Source organism: Streptomyces sp. NPDC049915 (assembly GCF_040656475.1).
GTDB lineage: Bacteria > Actinomycetota > Actinomycetes > Streptomycetales > Streptomycetaceae > Streptomyces.
Genome location: NZ_JBFAMH010000006.1, coordinates 133,842 through 149,212, shown reverse-complemented (window position 1 = coordinate 149,212; position 15,371 = coordinate 133,842). Strand labels below are relative to the sequence as shown.

Sequence of the window (15,371 nt, the reverse complement as noted above, 5' to 3'; positions counted from 1 at the left end):
AGGGCGCCGCTGCCGCGTCCGGCGCGACCTCGTACGCCTACTGCTCGTCCTACCGCTCGTCCCTCAAGAGGCAAGAACAGCACATCGACGCACGCTGCGGTCTCCGGCCGCCCGGGGAGCGCTCCGGGAGCCGGAGACCGTTGCGCGTCCCCATGTCGCACAGGCGTGCCACGGGTGAAGTGCCGCAGGCGGCACCGCCTGGCCGGACTTGTGCTGACACTCTGCTGGGAGTGATCGCGAAGAGGGATCACAGTCAGTTTTCTGGGGGGCGGATGTGACACATCGGCATGCTGTCGGGGCTGCCCCCTCCCCTGGCCCGGACGCCGGGCCATCGCCCAAGGTGCCCCGTCACGTCGCCTGTGTGATGGACGGCAACGGACGCTGGGCCGCGCGGCGCTCGCTTCCGCGGACGTCGGGACACCGGGCCGCCGAGACGTCGGTGATCGACGTGATCGAGGCGGCCCGGTCGGCCGGAGTCGGATGGCTGAGCCTGTACGCGTTCTCCACGGAGAACTGGCGTCGCCCGAGCACCGAGGTCGACTTCCTCATGCAGTTGGTGCGCCGCGTCGTACGCAAACACGCACCGCTGCTGCATGCGCGCGGGATCCGTTGCCGCTTCCTCGGCGTGACCGACCCGCGGGTGCCCCCGGCACTGGCGCGGGACTTCGCCGACCTGATGACGCTGACCGGCGACAACCGGGGCATGACACTGACCGTCGCCTTCGATCACGGCGGGCGCAGGGACATCGTCGAGGCGGCACGCTCCCTCATCCGCAGTGGTGTGCAGGCCGAGGCCGTCGACGAGGAGCGCTTCGCCGCGCATCTGCCCTTCCCGGACACCCCGGACGTCGACCTGGTGATCAGGACGTCCGGGGAGCAGCGCATCTCCAACTTCATGCTGTGGCAGGTCGCTTACGCCGAATGGGTCTTCCCACCGGTGCTGTGGCCCGACTTCCGCGCACCGCACTTCTTCGAGTGCCTGCACACCTATCAGCAACGCGATCGCCGCTTCGGCGGCGTGCTCCCGCACCAGAACGGAGACCCCCGACCGTGACCCACCCAGACAGCGGCTCCCCCGACAGCGCCGGCGCCACGGATCGCGACGGGCACTCCTCGCGGCCAGGCGCCGAGCCGGGAGCTCGGCCCCTGTTCGGGCCCGGTTCGCAGTTCCATGAGCTCTTCGACGACCCGCGCTGGGCTCTCGCCATCATCCGGGCGACCGTTCTGGAGGCGGCTCACCCGCAGATCGGTGCCGCCCTGATCGACAGCTCCACGTTCGTCGCACATCCGTGGCGCCGGCTGCGCAACACGCTCCTGAGCCTGCAGCGCATGTTCGGCGCCGACGACCACACCCGGCAACGGGAGGCGGCACGGCTCAACCGGCTGCACGCACGGCTGAACGGCACCGACGCCCGCAACCGTCCGTACGACGCGCTGGATCCGGCGGTACGGGCCTGGGTGGTCGCCACCCTGTTCGAGAGCGCCGTCACCATGTACCGGATGAGCGGGCAGCCCCTCTCACAGGAAGCGACGGAGCAGCTGTACGCGGAGTTCCAGGCGTTCCTTGCCGCCCTGGGCGACGACAGCGGTCACCTGCCGCCCTCCCTGGACGAGTTCTGGAGCTACTACGACCGGGTGGTGGAGGAGGAGCTGGAGAACACGGAGCCGGTGCGCATCATCCTCTACAACCTCTTCGACCACCTCCCGGCACCGCCTCTGCTGCACGGCCTGCCCACTGTCTGGGCGGCGGGCCGCGCGATCGCCGGCCCCGTGATCGGGGCCATCACCGTGGCGTCCCTGCCCGAACCGTTCCGCCGCCGGATCGGCCTGCCCGAGCTGCCGGGCGCCCAGACGCTGATGCAGGGGGCCTATCTGGCCGTCGGCCTGGCGCGCCTGCTGCCCGAGGGCTGGATCACGACCGAAGGTGTCTCCGACCTGCTCTCCCTGTCCCCCGACAGCGACGACCCGCGAGCACGCACGATCACTGCCCTGCGGGACAGGATGAAGCGGGCCGGAGCGCTGATCCGTCTCCTCACCCCGCTTCCCCCGGAGCCGGAGCCCGCCGCGGACGGCGGCATGCGGCGCAGCGCGCAGGAGTTCTTCGCGGAGGTGCTGGACCAGACCGGCAACGGGTACCTGGACTGGCCCGACCTGGCGGCGATGGCCCGGGAACTGTCCGCTCGCCTCGACCTGGACGAGCCCGAGGAGAGCAGGCTCTACAACGCGTTCGCCGACTGGTGGCGCGAACTGCAGTCCGCCCTCGACACCGACGGCGACGGCCGCATCAGCGCCCAGGAGTACGCCGCGGCCGTGCCCTCGCTGGCCGGCCCGGCGCTCATCAAGGTCGCGGAAGTCCTCTTCGACGCCACCGACAAGGACGGCGACCAGACCATCGACGCGGACGAGTACCGCACCCTGTTCCACACCGCTTTCCTGCGCGACACGGCCGGCACGGAGGTGGCGTACACCCGGAGCGCGTTCGTCAAGGACTTCCTGTCCTTCATGTCCGGCCGTCGCCGCTCCACCGCGTACGACCCGCTCCTCGCGGACGCCTGATCACCACCTGCTCCGTCAGAGGTTCGTCAGCAGGTCGGTGAACGGCTGGGCGGATTCCGTTCCCGAGTGGCCGAAGGGGGCGTCGAAGCTCCAGACGAGGAAGAGGAGGAAGACCAGCGCGCTGAAGGCGGTGGCGAGCAGGAGTTCACGGGTGGAGCGGCGGATCTGCAGGGTGTAAAGCAGGCCGAGGGTGACGACGCCACCCGCGACGAGGCCGAACCAGACCGCCCCCGGCAAGGTGGTGCCGGCGCTGTCGAGACGCTGGTGGCGGGCGTCGCCCGCGGCGGCGACCTGGTCCAGGAGCGGCTGGTAGGCCTGGGGTTCGTCGGCCGGCGTGTGGTGGGCGATGTCGCTGCGGATGCGCCGCAACAGCGTGGAGCCGGCGCCGTCGACGGGTTTGTCGTCTCGCATGGCCACACCGACCCAGCCTCCCGCGAGCGGCTCCTTGCCTCACCACGCCCGGTTTCGTCTCGCCCCGGGGCCGCTGCGAGGCCCCGGTGCCACCGACGCGCGGCGGCACCGGACGTAACGATCACGGGTGGGCAGGGGACACGAAGGGCATCCCGCGAACGCCACGCCACCACCACGCAGCCGCCCCCACCCGTGGTCACGACCCGGTACGACGGCTTCCGCCGGTGTGCGTCAGCGTCAATACCGCTGCGCCTTGGCGAGAACAGGCGTCAGCTTGGAATCCGGTGGCTGATGGCTGAAGGCGATCGGTTGTTCCTTCTTACCCGGCTGAAGGTCTTCAGCACCGACATACCGTGTCTCCACCACCTTGCCCTCCGCGTTCTTGAAGTCGATCTGGACGGCATACGACGCTTCACGGTCCGTCTTGTTGGTGATGGTGACCAGGACAGCCTGCACTCCCCCGGTCTCCGCTCTGGGCATCCCCTTCATTCCCACTTCGGACAGTGCGTTGCCCCGGCCGTCGACCTTCTTGAGCTCCTGCTCCGCCGCCTCACTCCTGCGCTGAGTCTGGGCGTCCACCGACGCCGCGAACTCCGAGGCGCGAGCCGACGCGGACGAGGCCGCAGCGGATACTGCAGCGCGGGCCGAACTGACGGCCGCGGAGGCCGAGGACGCCAATGCCGAGGGTGGTTGCCCGGTGAAAGACGAGGCATTCGGTGTACGGGTGACGCTGGCGCGGGGCGAGGAGCCGGTGTCCTGACCGCTTCCGTCGCTGCAGCCGGCCAGCACCCCGCCGAGGAGAACGCTGCTGAGGGCGGCGCTTCCGAAGGCAATCCGGCGCCCAGCCCTACCGGGGCCTGTGAGTCTTCTCGTCGGCATTTCGTCGTCCATCGGGTCGGGGAGCGATCTCGTCCCTACATCGTCGGGGCCGCCTCGGTCGCCCGCGACCCGAGCCGGCGAGTGGTCCCGCACGGAACTCCCGTCTCCACTGGCCGCTGCTCCGCGGCTGCCCAGGTGGTGCGGGCACACGACCCGACTTGAGCCTTGATGCCCGGCCGGAGACGCATCCCCGCCGCGAGGTACAGGTGCGGAGCACATACGGCACGGCCGTGGCTGCGGACCGCTCGGCGTGGGCCGTTCCGTCCACCTCGGTTGGTGCGGCCGCGTGGGAGGAGGCGCTGTTCACGCGTCGGGACGGTTGTGGGGCCGCATCGCCTCTCGGGCTGCTTGCGTCGGATCGTGCACGGGGCCCGCTCCTCCAAAGAGCCGGGGGCGGCTCGGTTCGGTGCTGCGGGGCTGTGGGGAGTCTCGGCGGCAGTCCTCCCCGTACGCCTTCCACCAGCGCCTGCGGGACGGTTCTCAGGGCGTCATTGCACAGGGATGCGGAACTCGAATTCGGGACGGTCCCACGGCACGGCGGGCGGGTTCGCGAGCGCGGTGCCGGTCCGCACCGCACCGACGCTGTGGTAGAAGCCCTCGGCCGGAAGGTGCGACACGACCCTGACACGGTCCAGCCCGGCGGCACGGGCCTCGGACTGCATGTGCGCGACGAGCAGTGCCCCGATACCCCGTCCTTGCGCTTCGTCGGCGACGAAGAGCAGGTCGAGCTCCGGTGGAGCGAGGACCAGCGAGTAGAACCCCAGGACCCGGCCCCCGTGCTCGTCGGCGCCGACGGCCACGAAGGCGCGGTGGGCCTCGATGTAATCAGGACCGACCCGGTAGCCCGCGACGGCGGCTGCGTACTTACCCTCGTATGCGCCCGAACCACGCACGAGCCGCGTGAGCCGTTTGGCATCCCGCGCGACGGCCCGCCGTATGGTGACCGGCTGGCCGATCGGGGAAGTGCGTGAACTCATCCGGAGAGTATTTCGCACCGGAGAGCGCCTTCGTGCCGCGGGTCGGCTGCGCGCGCATGGCTGCACCCCACCTCTCCCAGAACGCAGTGGTCGACGGCCGCTCTCCCTGGGCCCGCCGTCGCGCAGCCCAGCCGGTGCAGGAAAATTTCGGGTCATCCGCGCCGTGACGCCGATCGTCCTTGACTGTTCGCCGCGCACCGGCGGCTGGAGCCACGCCCTCACCGTCCCCGGGGCCCGGGACATCGGCTTGGCGCATCCCCGCAGCTCAGCGCCGGTTTCCCCGCGGCTTCAGCGGGACCGTCGGCAGCTCGGGGGCCGGCAGCGGGTCACCGTCGTATCCCGTCACCTCGCCGAAGCGTCGGCCCTCCGTCCAGTCCAGGCGTGCCTGGGCGATCTCTTCCGACGACCGGCCGATGAAGTTCCACCACATGATGATCTCCTCTTGGAACGGCGGGCCGCCCAGCAGGATGAGGCGGGCCGGTTCGTCCGCGGGGTTCGTCAGGGTGAGGGTCGTGCGGTCCGGTGGCGCGTAACCGAGGTCCGCCGGCTTCAGGGTGGTCCCGTCGAGGAGGACCTGCCCGGTGTCGACGAGGACGCCGTGTTCGAAGTCGGGGGCGACATCGAGGGTGAGTGTGGCGCCGGGGGCCACGTGCAGCTCGGCGCCCAGCAGCGGGGTGAAGGTGCGCACCGGTGAGGTGTCCCCGGCGAGGGTACCGAGGAAGACGCGGACCTCGCCGCCGTCCAGCGGCACCGGCGTGGGGGCGTAGTGCTGGAAGTCCCGTGCGGTGTCGCGGTGTTCCTCAGGGAGAGCGACCCAGAGCTGTACGCCGTGCAGGATCGTGGTCGCGGGGGTGGACACCTCGGAGTGGCAGATGCCGTGGCCGCTCGTCATCAGGTTCAGCTCGCCGGGACGGACGTAGGCGTGGATGCCGAGGCTGTCGCGGTGTTCGATCTCGCCGCTGAAGAGCCAGCTGACGGTCTGCAGACCGATGTGGGGGTGCGGGGCGACGTCCATGCCGCCGCTCGAGGCGACGTCGTCCGGCCCGTAGTGGTCCGCGAAGCACCAGGCGCCGATCAGCGTCCGGGCGCGCTGCGGCAGCGTGCGCCGCACCCGCATGGCCCGGGGACCGCCCAGGGGTACGTCGCGGGGGCTGAGGATCTCTATGCGCGCGGATGCCGGTCCGCCGGTCTCGCCGCCGCAGGCGACGGGGGCGGGCAGGGCTTCTGTGTTGCTCACCGGTCTACTCCTGCCCCGAAAGGGAAAGTTCGATTTTCAACATTCACTCGATGATGATAGGACGTACATCGTAAGATCGCGCGATGAAGGAGATCACGTGCCGGAGACGGTGACGGCGACGACCCACGGACGGGTGTACGTCGACAAGCAGAGCCCGGACGCCTATCGCGCGATGACCGCCACCGCCGAAGCGGTCCGCACGGTCGCCGCCGAGGCGGGACTGGACCGCGTCCTCGTCGAGCTGGTCAACATCCGGGTGTCGCAGCTCAACGCCTGCGCCTTCTGTCTCGACCTGCACACCCGGGCCGCCCTGCGCGCCGGGGAGACGACCCAGCGGCTGGGCGTGCTGCCCGCCTGGCGCGACACCGAGCTGTTCTCACCGCGCGAACGCGCGGCGCTGGCCCTCGCCGAAGCCACCACCCACCCCGCGGACGCCGACGCCCAGAGCACCGCCTACGCCCTCGCCCGTGCCGTCCTGTCGGACGCCGAGATCTCCGCCGTGATATGGGTGGCGATCACCATCAACGCCTTCAACCGGGTCTCCGTCATGAGCAAGCACCCGGTACGCCCGGCGCCGCCGCGCTGACCGCCGGGCGCCGGGCCCCGCCGCCACCGGCATTGCGCACGCCCTGTGTCCGCACGCGCGCCTAGCATGCGTACGCAAGCATGGACGCCCGCAGGAGGGTCGTGGGATGCGCATCGATCTGACAGGACGTACCGCTCTGGTCACCGGCTCCACGCAGGGCATCGGCGCGGCCATCGCCGCCGGCCTCGCCCGGGCCGGCGCCCGGGTGGCCCTCAACGGCCGCACCGAGCAGCGCGTGGCCGAGGCCGCGGCCCGGCTGACCGACGAGGTGCCCGGCGCCGACGTGGTCCCCGTCGCCGCGGACGTCACACACGAGGAGGGCACGGCCCGGCTGGCCGAAGCTCTCCCCCACGTGGACATCCTCGTCAACAACCTCGGCGTGTTCGGCGCCGCCGACCCGCTGGAGATCACCGACGAGGAGTGGCGGCGCTACTTCGAGGTGAACGTGCTCGCCGCCGTCCGCCTGACTCGCCTCTATCTGCCGCAGATGACCCGACGCGGCTGGGGGCGGGTGCAGTACATCGCCAGTGACTCGGCCGTGGTCATCCCCGCGGAGATGATCCACTACGGCATGACGAAGACGGCGCTCCTGGCCGTCGGCCGTGGCTTCGCCAAGCAGGCGGCCGGCACCGGGGTGACGGTGAACTCGGTCATCGCCGGCCCCACCCACACGGGCGGTGTGGAGGACTTCGTCTACGAGCTGGTCGACCGGGATCTGCCCTGGGACGAGGCCCAGCGCGCGTTCATGCGGCAGCACCGGCCGCAGTCGCTGCTGCAGCGGCTGATCGAGCCGGAGGAGATCGCCAACATGGTGGTCTACCTCAGCTCGGACCAGGCGTCCGCCACCACGGGCGGCGCGCTGCGGGTGGACGGCGGGTACGTGGACTCCATCCTGCCCTGACGCTCCCCCTGGTCGCCGGGTCAGGCGCGCACCAGGGGCGTGTCGACCAGGTGCTCGGCCAGGAACCAGGTCTGGAGTTCTCCGGTGCGGATCACCTGGGAGACGAGCAGGTCGTTGGTCCCGTCGTCGCCCTGCGCCGCGGCGCGGGCCGCCGCGTCATGCGCGTCGGTGAGGATCGTCTCGTGCGCCTCCAGCAGGCGGGAGAGCATCGCGGGGACCTCCTCGACGCCGTCGGGCGGGCGCGGGATCGAGGTCAGCTCGGCGACATGGCGGGCGTCGCCGACGGCCACGCCGCCCAGTGTCTGGACGCGCTCGGCGAGGGTGTCCACGAGGGCGAGCTGCTGCGTCGCATGCTGGTCCAGGACGAGATGCAGCTGGTAGAAGGTCGCGCCGCGCATCAGCCAGTGGTGCTTCTTGTAGAGGCCGTAGAGGATCTGCGTGTCCGCGAGGACCTTGTTGAGCCGCTGGCAGGAGTACATGCGGGCCTCGTAGGACAGGGCCAGCGGGAACTGCTTGACGGTGCCGAACTCCTGGATGACACGGCCCTTCTGGTGCAGCCGGGGCTGGCTGCCGGCGTGCGCGGTGTCGGTGGTGGTCATGGTCGGCCTCCTGTGGGTGGTGCGGTGGGTACAGCTGTGACGCTAGGCGCCCGTGCCCGGGTCGCCTTGTCCGTGAGCGCACGTCCTTGTGCGCGTCAGCGCAGAGGCGGTCCCGGGCGCGGCCGATCGCGTGCGGGCATGCCGAACGGCCGCGCAGGCGAGGGGAGGCGCCCGCGCGGCCGGAGGGACGCTGCGTCAGCCGGTCGCGCGGACCGCCTCACGGATCAGGTCGGCGACCGCCTCGGGCTGGGAGACGGCCACCGCGTGGGAGGCGCCCTCCAGCTCGACGATGGTCGCCCCGGCCCGCTTCGCACCGAAGCGCTCGACCTCCGGGTTGATCGCCTGGTCGGCCGTGGCCACCAGCGCCCAGGACGGCTTGGTCTTCCAGGCGGCGGCGGACGCCGTCTCCTCGAAGGCCGCGGCGGCGAGCGGGCGCTGCGCCGCGGCGAGGGCCTTGGTGGTCTCGGCCGGTACGTCCGCGGCGAAGACGGACGGGAAGGCGTCCTCGGTGATGGTGACCTCGACGGCCGGCTCGCCGCCCGGCAGGGGGTACGTCCACTGCTTGAGGCTGCTCACCAGCGAGGAGGCCGGGAAGCGGCCCTGCAGCTCGCCCAGGCTCTCGCCCTCCTCCAGGGCGTAGGCGGCGACGTAGACGAGGCCGACCACGTTCTCGGTGGTGCCGGCCACGGTGATGAGAGCGCCGCCGTAGGAGTGCCCGACCAGCACGACGGGGCCGTCGATCTGGGCGGCGACCGAGGCGACGTAGGCGGAGTCGGAGGCGAGGCCGCGCAGCGGGTTGGGCGGGGCGATGACGGGGATGCCATGGCGCTGCAGGTGGGAGATGACGCCGGTCCAGCTGCCGGCGTCGGCGAACGCGCCGTGGACGAGGAGGACGGTGGGAGTGGTCATGAGGGGAGTCCCTTATGGGTCAGGCGTCGTGCAGGGCGGAGTGCAGGGTGCGGACGGCCATCGAGATGGCGGCCTCGGCGGCGTGGGTCTCGCGCAGGGCGTTGAGCATCACGAAGTCGTGGATGATGCCCTGGAAGCGCACCGCGGTGACGGGGACGCCGGCGGCGCGGAGCTTGTTGGCGTACGCCTCGCCCTCGTCGCGCAGCACGTCCGCCTCGCCGGTGATGACCAGCGCCGGGGGCAGGCCGGTCAGCTGCTCGGTGGTGGCGCGCAGCGGGGAGGCGGTGATCTGGGCGCGCTCGGCCTCGTCGGTCGTGTACTGGTCCCAGAACCACTGCATGCCGTCACGGCGCAGGAAGTAGCCGGTGGCGAACTGGTGGTACGACGGGGTGTCGAAGTTCGCGTCGGTCACCGGGTAGAACAGGACCTGCCCGCGCAGGGGGAGCCCGCCGCGCTGCTTGGCCATCAGGGTGAGGGCGGCGGCCATGTTGCCGCCGACCGAGTCACCGGCCACCGCCAGGCGCGTGCCGTCCAGGCCCTGGCCGGCGCCCTCGTCGACGATCCAGCGGGCGACGGCGTAGTTCTGCTCGATGGCGACCGGGTAACGGGCCTCGGGCGACAGGTCGTACTCGGGGAAGACCACGGCGGCCTCGGCACCGACGGCCAGTTCGCGCACCAGGCGGTCGTGGGTGTGGGCGTTGCCGAACACCCAGCCGGCGCCGTGGATGTAGAGGATCACCGGCAGGGTGCCGGTGGCGCCGGCGGGCCTGACGATCCGCGCGCGGACGCTGCCGGTGGGCCCGCCCGGTACGGTCACCCACTCCTCGTCGATCGCCGGCTTGGCGATCTCGCCGGACTGCACGTCGTCGACGGCGTTGCGGCCCTCGGCCGGGGTGAGGTCGAAGAGGTAGGGCGGGTTGGCGGTCGCCTCGGCGAACGCGGCGGCCGCGGGTTCCAGCACGGGCTGTACGGGCTCGACGGCATCGGGCATGTCTGTCTCCTGGCTCTGTGTTTCGTTTGCGCCGGTGAGTCACGCTAAGGCCGCCTCGAACGGCGCGATTGCCGACGCGCGCACGTTGCCTTTTCCCACAGTGCACGCAGCCCTTTCCGGCGGTCGGGTGCGACCGGGGCGCGCCTGGCCGGTCGTTCACCCGGGCGGCCGGATCCGGAGGGGTGACGACGACGGCGACGCGACGCGACGCGACGGCAGCGTCCCCCCGACGGGGCAGCCGGCCGGCCTGTGGCACCGGCTCACCGGCGCCGCCCGCTCGTACGGGACAGCGCCGGCGATGGCCGCCTCGACCCCTGGGAACTGTCCGACAGCATTCAGCAGGCCGTGCCGAGCGCTGGGAGACGGCCACCACCGGCAACGGTCGTCGGCCCGGCCGACCCCGGCTGGTTCAACGGCGAGGTCCGGCGCCTGTACGGCTTCGCCCTCCCCGAAGTCGCCTACGACGCCCCCACCGACACCGATCTCCCGTGGCCCGGTGCTGCCCGCTCACACCGGCCGTGAAATGTTCGGCAGGGCCGATGGGTTGATCACGTCATGACTCAAGGCCCCGCCCCTCGCCCGCTGTCCGACGAAGCCCTCTCCGCGCTGCTCGGCACCCAGCGCTTCGGCACGCTCGCCACCGTCAAGCGCGGCGGCCACCCCCATCTGACGACCATGCTGTACAGCTGGGACCCCGAGGCCCGTATCGCACGGTTCTCGACGACGGCCGATCGCATCAAGGTCGCGCATCTGCGACGCGACCCGCGTGCGGCATTGCATGTGCAGGGCGGCGACGTGTGGTCGTTCGCCGTCGCCGAGGGCGAGGCGGAGGTCTCGCACGCCACGGCCGTTCCCGGTGACGCCGTCGGCCGGGAACTGCTCGGCATGATCCCGCAGGACGTGCAGCCGGCGGATGAGCAGACGTTTTTGGAACAGTTGGTCGCGGAACGCCGTGTGGTCGTCCGGTTGAAGGTGGACCGGCTGTACGGGACGGCGCTCGACATCAACGGCTAGCGGAGGCTGGTCGGTGGGTCGTCGGGCCACAGCGCACGGCGGCCGGCGCGGCACCCGTACGACCCGGCGTGCCCCGCCCGCATGCTCCCGCTGCGCCCGGATTGCGCCCTGCCCTCGGTCGGGCGACCGGCCGCACGCTCAAGTTATGGGGGACGACACCGACAGCATCATCCCGTTACCCGGCCCGGACGGACAGCGGCAGCGGCCGCCGGACACGCCCACGCCGTGGGAGAAGGCGGACCGCGCCCAGGCCGCCCGAGACGGCGCGACCGGACCTGAGCCACCCGCACCTCCCCAGTGTCCCCACTGCGGTCTGGCCGGTGACCGCCTGCGCACCTACACGGGCCGGCACGTGCTCCTCGAACCCGGGCTCAGGATGCCGGCCCATCTCGTGCCCGGCGGGCACCGCTGGCACGTCGACGGCAACGGTGTCGCCTGGAACGGCGGCCTGGACGAGCCACGCCCGGGTGAGACCTGCCGGATCCCGCACCAACTGGCCTGCCCAGGGCTCACTCTGGACGAGATCAAGGCCCTGGCGGTGGCTGGCGGCGGTGCGCGACCGCAACGCGGCGTCGGCACGGCGGAAGGCTGACGCCGAAGGGTTCCGGGAACCGCTCATCGACACCGGCTGACACCGGGGAACGCGCAGAGCGGCGTCCCTCAGGTCGTCGCGAGGTAGGCGGACGCCCAGCCCGCGGACGTGCGGTCCGCTCTGCTGAAGACGGTAACGCCCCTCCTCCCGGCCGACGGATCCGAGTACGCCGCCCACCGTGAGCATCAGCTCGAACACGTCAGCCACGCTCACGGACGTCAACGCACCGGCGGGTCCTCGTCCGTCGTCGCCGGGGTACCGACGGTGTAGACGTCCTTCACCCAGCGCCTGGACGGCCCGGGTCGGTCCGGCCAGAAGTTCGAGCACGTCGATACCGTAGTGCGCGGCCACCGCGTCGCAGTGCGCCAGACTCCACGAAGCCCTACCCGACTGACGGCGGCTCACCTGGGCCTGGCTCACCCCCAGCCCGTCAGCGAGATCCCCCTGCGACTCCCCTGACGCATACAGCAGAGCGGCCACAGCCGACCGCACGCGCTCTTCGAGACTCATCACCACGGCACCACTCGTCCGCGCAAGAGGCATGAACTATGCGCGTTGCGCATCACTGCCACGAGTCCCGAGAGCGACGGGACCAGCACCCGCCTGTTCACATTTTCATCACATGGCCGTCACGCATCTCATACGACCTATAAGCTCCAATCCGCACCAGAGCCACAACTGAGGGGGGATCACCTCATGCGCATCCGCATGCGCCACGCTGTCGCGTACGCCGCCGCTTCCGCCGGGATGATGGCCGTCGTGACCGCCACGCCCGCCCAGGCCGCCGAGTACTCCTCGGCCCTGAAGATCAAGGGCATCCAGTACGACGCGCCGGGCCGCGACGACAACCGCTGCAACGGCGGCAACACCAAGAACGAGTACCTGACGATCAAGAACTACTCGCGCACGACCGTCAACCTCAAGGGTTACGTCGTCAAGGACGCCACCGGCAACAGGTTCGCCTTCACCGCCAACCACACCCTCGAGCCGGGCGACTACGTCCAGCTGCGCGGCGGCCGCGGAACCGACTCCGACCGCTACAACGTGGTCTACCGCCAGAACTGCAACTTCATATGGAACAACGACAAGGACACCATCTACCTGTACAAGCCAGGCGGCGCCCGCGCCGACGTGCACTCCTACACCAAGAGCGCGAACGACCGCGACGGCAACGGCTACATCACGTACCACGGCTGAGCCACACACGGCCTGGGAACGTCAGCCACCGGAGCGCCCCCGGCGTGTTCGGTGGTCAGGCGTCCCAGGCCCAGTCGGCGACCTCCGGCAGGTCGGTGCCGTGGACGCGGATCCAGTCGTGGTGGCGCAGCCGTGCGTCCTCCATGCGCTGTCGTACGGCCGCGGCGCGTACCGCGAGGCCGGGGACGCGGTCGATGACGTCCATGACGAGGCGGTAGCGGTCCAGGTCGTTGCGCACGACCATGTCGAACGGCGTGGTGGTCGTGCCGATCTCCTTGTATCCGCGCACATGGAGGTGCGGGTGACCGGTGCGGCGGTAGGCGAGCCGGTGGATGAGCCACGGGTAGCCGTGGTAGGCGAAGATGACGGGCTTGTCGGTGGTGAACAGCCCGTCGTACTCGAAGTCGCTCATGCCGTGCGGGTGTTCCTCGGCGGGCAGGAGCCGGGCGATGTCGACGACGTTGACCACCCGCACCGCCAATTCGGGCAGGTGCCGGCGCAGCAGTTGCGCCGCGGCCAGGACCTCCTGGGTGGGCACGTCCCCCGCGCAGGCGAGGACGACGTCGGGTTCGCGGGCGTCGTCCTCGGTGCCGGCCCAGTCCCAGATCCCGGCCCCGCGGGCACAGTGCGCTTTCGCCTGTTCCATGGTGAGCCAGTCGAAGCACGGCTGCTTCCCGGCGACGACGACATTGACGTAGTCACGGCTGCGCAGCGCGTGGTCGGCCACCGACAGCAGGGTGTTGGCATCCGGCGGGAAGTAGACACGGACCACCTCGGGGCTCTTGTTGAGGATGTGGTCCACGAAGCCGGGGTCCTGGTGGGAGAAGCCGTTGTGGTCCTGGCGCCACACGTGCGAGGTGAGCAGGTAGTTGAGGGAGGCGATGGGGGCGCGCCAGGACAGCCGGCGGGTCACCCGGAGCCATTTGATGTGCTGGTTGACCATCGAGTCCACGATGTGCACGAACGCCTCGTAGCAGGAGAACAACCCGTGACGGCCCGTCAGGAGGTAGCCCTCCAGCCAGCCCTGGCAGGTGTGTTCGGAGAGGATCTCCATCACCCGGCCGTGCCGGTCGAGGTCTTCGTCCACCGGCAGCATCTGCGCCTGCCATGCCTTGCCGCTGGCGGAGTAGACGGCCTGCAGGCGGTTGGAGGCCGTCTCGTCGGGACCGACGAGCCTGAAGTCGCGTCGTTCGGCGGTGGCTGCCATCACGTCCTGCAGCATGTCGCCGAGGACACGGGTGGGTTCGTGCAGCGTGGCGCCGGGCTTGGCGACGTCCACGGCGTACTTCTCCAGCGCGGGCAACGGGAGTTCACGCAGCAGCAGCCCGCCGTTGGCGTGCGGGGTGGCGCCGAGGCGGCGGGAGCCGTCGGGGACGCAGGCCAGGACGTCCGGGTGGGGGCGTCCGTGCTCGTCGAAAAGCTCGTCGGGCCGGTAGGAACGCAGCCACTCCTCCAGCTGCCGCAGGTGCTGAGGGTTGTCGCGGACGGCGGCCAGCGGCACCTGGTGCGAGCGCCATGTGCCGGCCACGGGCAGGCCGTCGACCTCCGCCGGGCCGGTCCAGCCCTTCGGCGTGCGCAGCACGATCATCGGCCAGCGGGGGCGCTCGTCGGTGCCGTCCTCGCGTGCGGCCCGCTGGAGCGCGGTGATCCGGTCCAGGGCGGTGTCCATCGTCTCCGCCATCGCGCGGTGCACGGCCGCCGGGTCGTCGCCGGTGACGTGCAGTGGGTCATGGCCGTAGCCGCGCAGCAGGTCGTCGAGCTCGCTCTCGGGCAGCCGGGCCAGCACCGTCGGGTTGGCGATCTTGTAACCGTTCAGGTGGAGGATCGGCAGGACGGCGCCGTCGTGCACGGGGTCGAGGAACTTGTTGGAGTGCCAGGACGCGGCGAGCGGGCCCGTCTCCGCCTCCCCGTCCCCGATGACGCATGCCACGACCAGGTCGGGGTTGTCCAGAGCGGCACCGTAGGCGTGGGAGAGCGAGTAGCCCAGCTCACCGCCCTCGTGGATCGAGCCGGGCGTCTCGGGCGCGACGTGGCTGGGCACACCCCCGGGGAAGGAGAACTGCCGGAACAGCCGGGCCATGCCGGCCGCGTCCCGGGTGACGTCGGGATAGGTCTCCGTGTACGAGCCCTCCAGCCAGGAGTTCGCCAGCACCGCCGGTCCGCCGTGCCCCGGCCCCCAGATGCACAGGGCGTTCAGATCGCGGGCCCGGACGACCCGGTTGAGATGGGTGTGGACGAGATTGAGGCCGGGCGAGGTGCCCCAGTGGCCGAGCAGCCGCGGTTTGACATGTTCCGGGCGCAGCCGCTCGGTCAGCAGGGGGTTGTCCATGAGGTAGATCTGGCCGACGGCGAGGTAGTTCGCGGCGCGCCAGTGGGCGTCCAGTGCCCTCAGCTCCTCGTCGCCGAGCCGAGTGGGCGCCTGCCGGGTGTCGACGGACATGTCGGGTCCCTTCCGGATCTGGTGTCGGGCGGTGGCGTGCCGGTCCGCACTCCCCCCACCCTCCCGCGCGCGCCGGGTACCC

General features: G+C 71.1%; 15 protein-coding genes and 1 pseudogene. 8 read left to right on the top strand and 8 right to left on the bottom strand.

Annotated elements, in window-relative coordinates:
• Positions 1-340 precede the first annotated feature (340 nt).
• Both uppS and AB0J12_RS12815 read left to right on the top strand, forming a co-directional pair.
• Positions 341-1,054, top strand: a complete 714-nt coding sequence (uppS, locus tag AB0J12_RS12820) for a polyprenyl diphosphate synthase (protein ID WP_363264305.1) — start codon at positions 341-343, stop codon at positions 1,052-1,054.
• Positions 1,055-1,146: 92 nt separating this feature from the next.
• Positions 1,147-2,556 (top strand): oxygenase MpaB family protein, encoded by a 1,410-nt coding sequence (locus tag AB0J12_RS12815; protein WP_363264572.1) that lies wholly within the window; start codon positions 1,147-1,149, stop codon positions 2,554-2,556.
• 15 nt (positions 2,557-2,571) lie between these two features.
• Here the strand turns inward: AB0J12_RS12815 and AB0J12_RS12810 are convergent.
• From AB0J12_RS12810 to AB0J12_RS12795, 4 genes and pseudogenes are all read right to left on the bottom strand, one after another.
• Positions 2,572-2,937, bottom strand: a pseudogene (locus tag AB0J12_RS12810) (hypothetical protein); the annotation flags it as partial.
• Positions 2,938-3,204: 267 nt separating this feature from the next.
• Entirely contained in the window at positions 3,205-3,546 is a 342-nt protein-coding gene (locus tag AB0J12_RS12805; protein WP_363264304.1) for a hypothetical protein, read from the bottom strand.
• 788 nt (positions 3,547-4,334) lie between these two features.
• Positions 4,335-4,823 carry a GNAT family N-acetyltransferase gene (locus AB0J12_RS12800; RefSeq protein ID WP_363264303.1) on the bottom strand — a complete coding sequence of 163 codons (489 nt, stop codon included), beginning with the start codon at positions 4,821-4,823 and terminating at the stop codon, positions 4,335-4,337.
• A 265-nt stretch (positions 4,824-5,088) separates the two neighbouring features.
• On the bottom strand, positions 5,089-6,060 hold the full coding sequence (locus AB0J12_RS12795) for a pirin family protein (RefSeq protein ID WP_363264302.1): 972 nt from the start codon (positions 6,058-6,060) through the stop codon (positions 5,089-5,091).
• A gap of 97 nt (positions 6,061-6,157) precedes the next feature.
• Between AB0J12_RS12795 and AB0J12_RS12790 the strand changes: the two genes are divergently transcribed.
• Positions 6,158-6,646: a carboxymuconolactone decarboxylase family protein gene (locus tag AB0J12_RS12790; RefSeq protein ID WP_363264301.1), complete on the top strand. Its 489-nt coding sequence runs from the start codon at positions 6,158-6,160 to the stop codon at positions 6,644-6,646.
• Positions 6,647-6,752: 106 nt separating this feature from the next.
• Positions 6,753-7,547, top strand: coding sequence for an SDR family oxidoreductase (locus AB0J12_RS12785; RefSeq protein WP_363264300.1), 795 nt, complete (start codon positions 6,753-6,755; stop codon positions 7,545-7,547).
• A gap of 20 nt (positions 7,548-7,567) precedes the next feature.
• Here the strand turns inward: AB0J12_RS12785 and AB0J12_RS12780 are convergent, their stop codons facing one another.
• The 3 genes from AB0J12_RS12780 to AB0J12_RS12770 form a co-directional block, all read right to left on the bottom strand.
• Positions 7,568-8,146 carry a DNA starvation/stationary phase protection protein gene (locus AB0J12_RS12780; protein ID WP_363264299.1) on the bottom strand — a complete coding sequence of 193 codons (579 nt, stop codon included), beginning with the start codon at positions 8,144-8,146 and terminating at the stop codon, positions 7,568-7,570.
• 195 nt (positions 8,147-8,341) lie between these two features.
• Complete coding sequence (locus AB0J12_RS12775; protein WP_363264298.1) at positions 8,342-9,055, bottom strand: alpha/beta hydrolase; 714 nt, start codon at positions 9,053-9,055, stop codon at positions 8,342-8,344.
• A gap of 19 nt (positions 9,056-9,074) precedes the next feature.
• Positions 9,075-10,046, bottom strand: coding sequence for an alpha/beta hydrolase (locus AB0J12_RS12770; protein ID WP_363264297.1), 972 nt, complete (start codon positions 10,044-10,046; stop codon positions 9,075-9,077).
• Positions 10,047-10,295: 249 nt separating this feature from the next.
• On the opposite strand from AB0J12_RS12770, the gene AB0J12_RS12765 reads away from it, so the two are divergent.
• The 4 genes from AB0J12_RS12765 (at position 10,296) to AB0J12_RS12750 (ending at position 12,849) form a co-directional block, all read left to right on the top strand.
• Positions 10,296-10,568: a hypothetical protein gene (locus tag AB0J12_RS12765; RefSeq protein WP_363264296.1), complete on the top strand. Its 273-nt coding sequence runs from the start codon at positions 10,296-10,298 to the stop codon at positions 10,566-10,568.
• A 33-nt stretch (positions 10,569-10,601) separates the two neighbouring features.
• Positions 10,602-11,060 carry a TIGR03618 family F420-dependent PPOX class oxidoreductase gene (locus AB0J12_RS12760; RefSeq protein WP_363264295.1) on the top strand — a complete coding sequence of 153 codons (459 nt, stop codon included), beginning with the start codon at positions 10,602-10,604 and terminating at the stop codon, positions 11,058-11,060.
• A 145-nt stretch (positions 11,061-11,205) separates the two neighbouring features.
• Positions 11,206-11,652 carry a DUF6083 domain-containing protein gene (locus tag AB0J12_RS12755; protein WP_363264294.1) on the top strand — a complete coding sequence of 149 codons (447 nt, stop codon included), beginning with the start codon at positions 11,206-11,208 and terminating at the stop codon, positions 11,650-11,652.
• A gap of 696 nt (positions 11,653-12,348) precedes the next feature.
• Entirely contained in the window at positions 12,349-12,849 is a 501-nt protein-coding gene (locus AB0J12_RS12750) for a lamin tail domain-containing protein (RefSeq protein WP_363264293.1), read from the top strand.
• Between the two features lie 55 nt (positions 12,850-12,904).
• Here AB0J12_RS12750 and AB0J12_RS12745 read toward each other — a convergent pair whose 3' ends face one another.
• Positions 12,905-15,289, bottom strand: a complete 2,385-nt coding sequence (locus tag AB0J12_RS12745; RefSeq protein WP_363264292.1) for a phosphoketolase family protein — start codon at positions 15,287-15,289, stop codon at positions 12,905-12,907.
• Between the last annotated feature and the right edge of the window lie 82 nt (positions 15,290-15,371).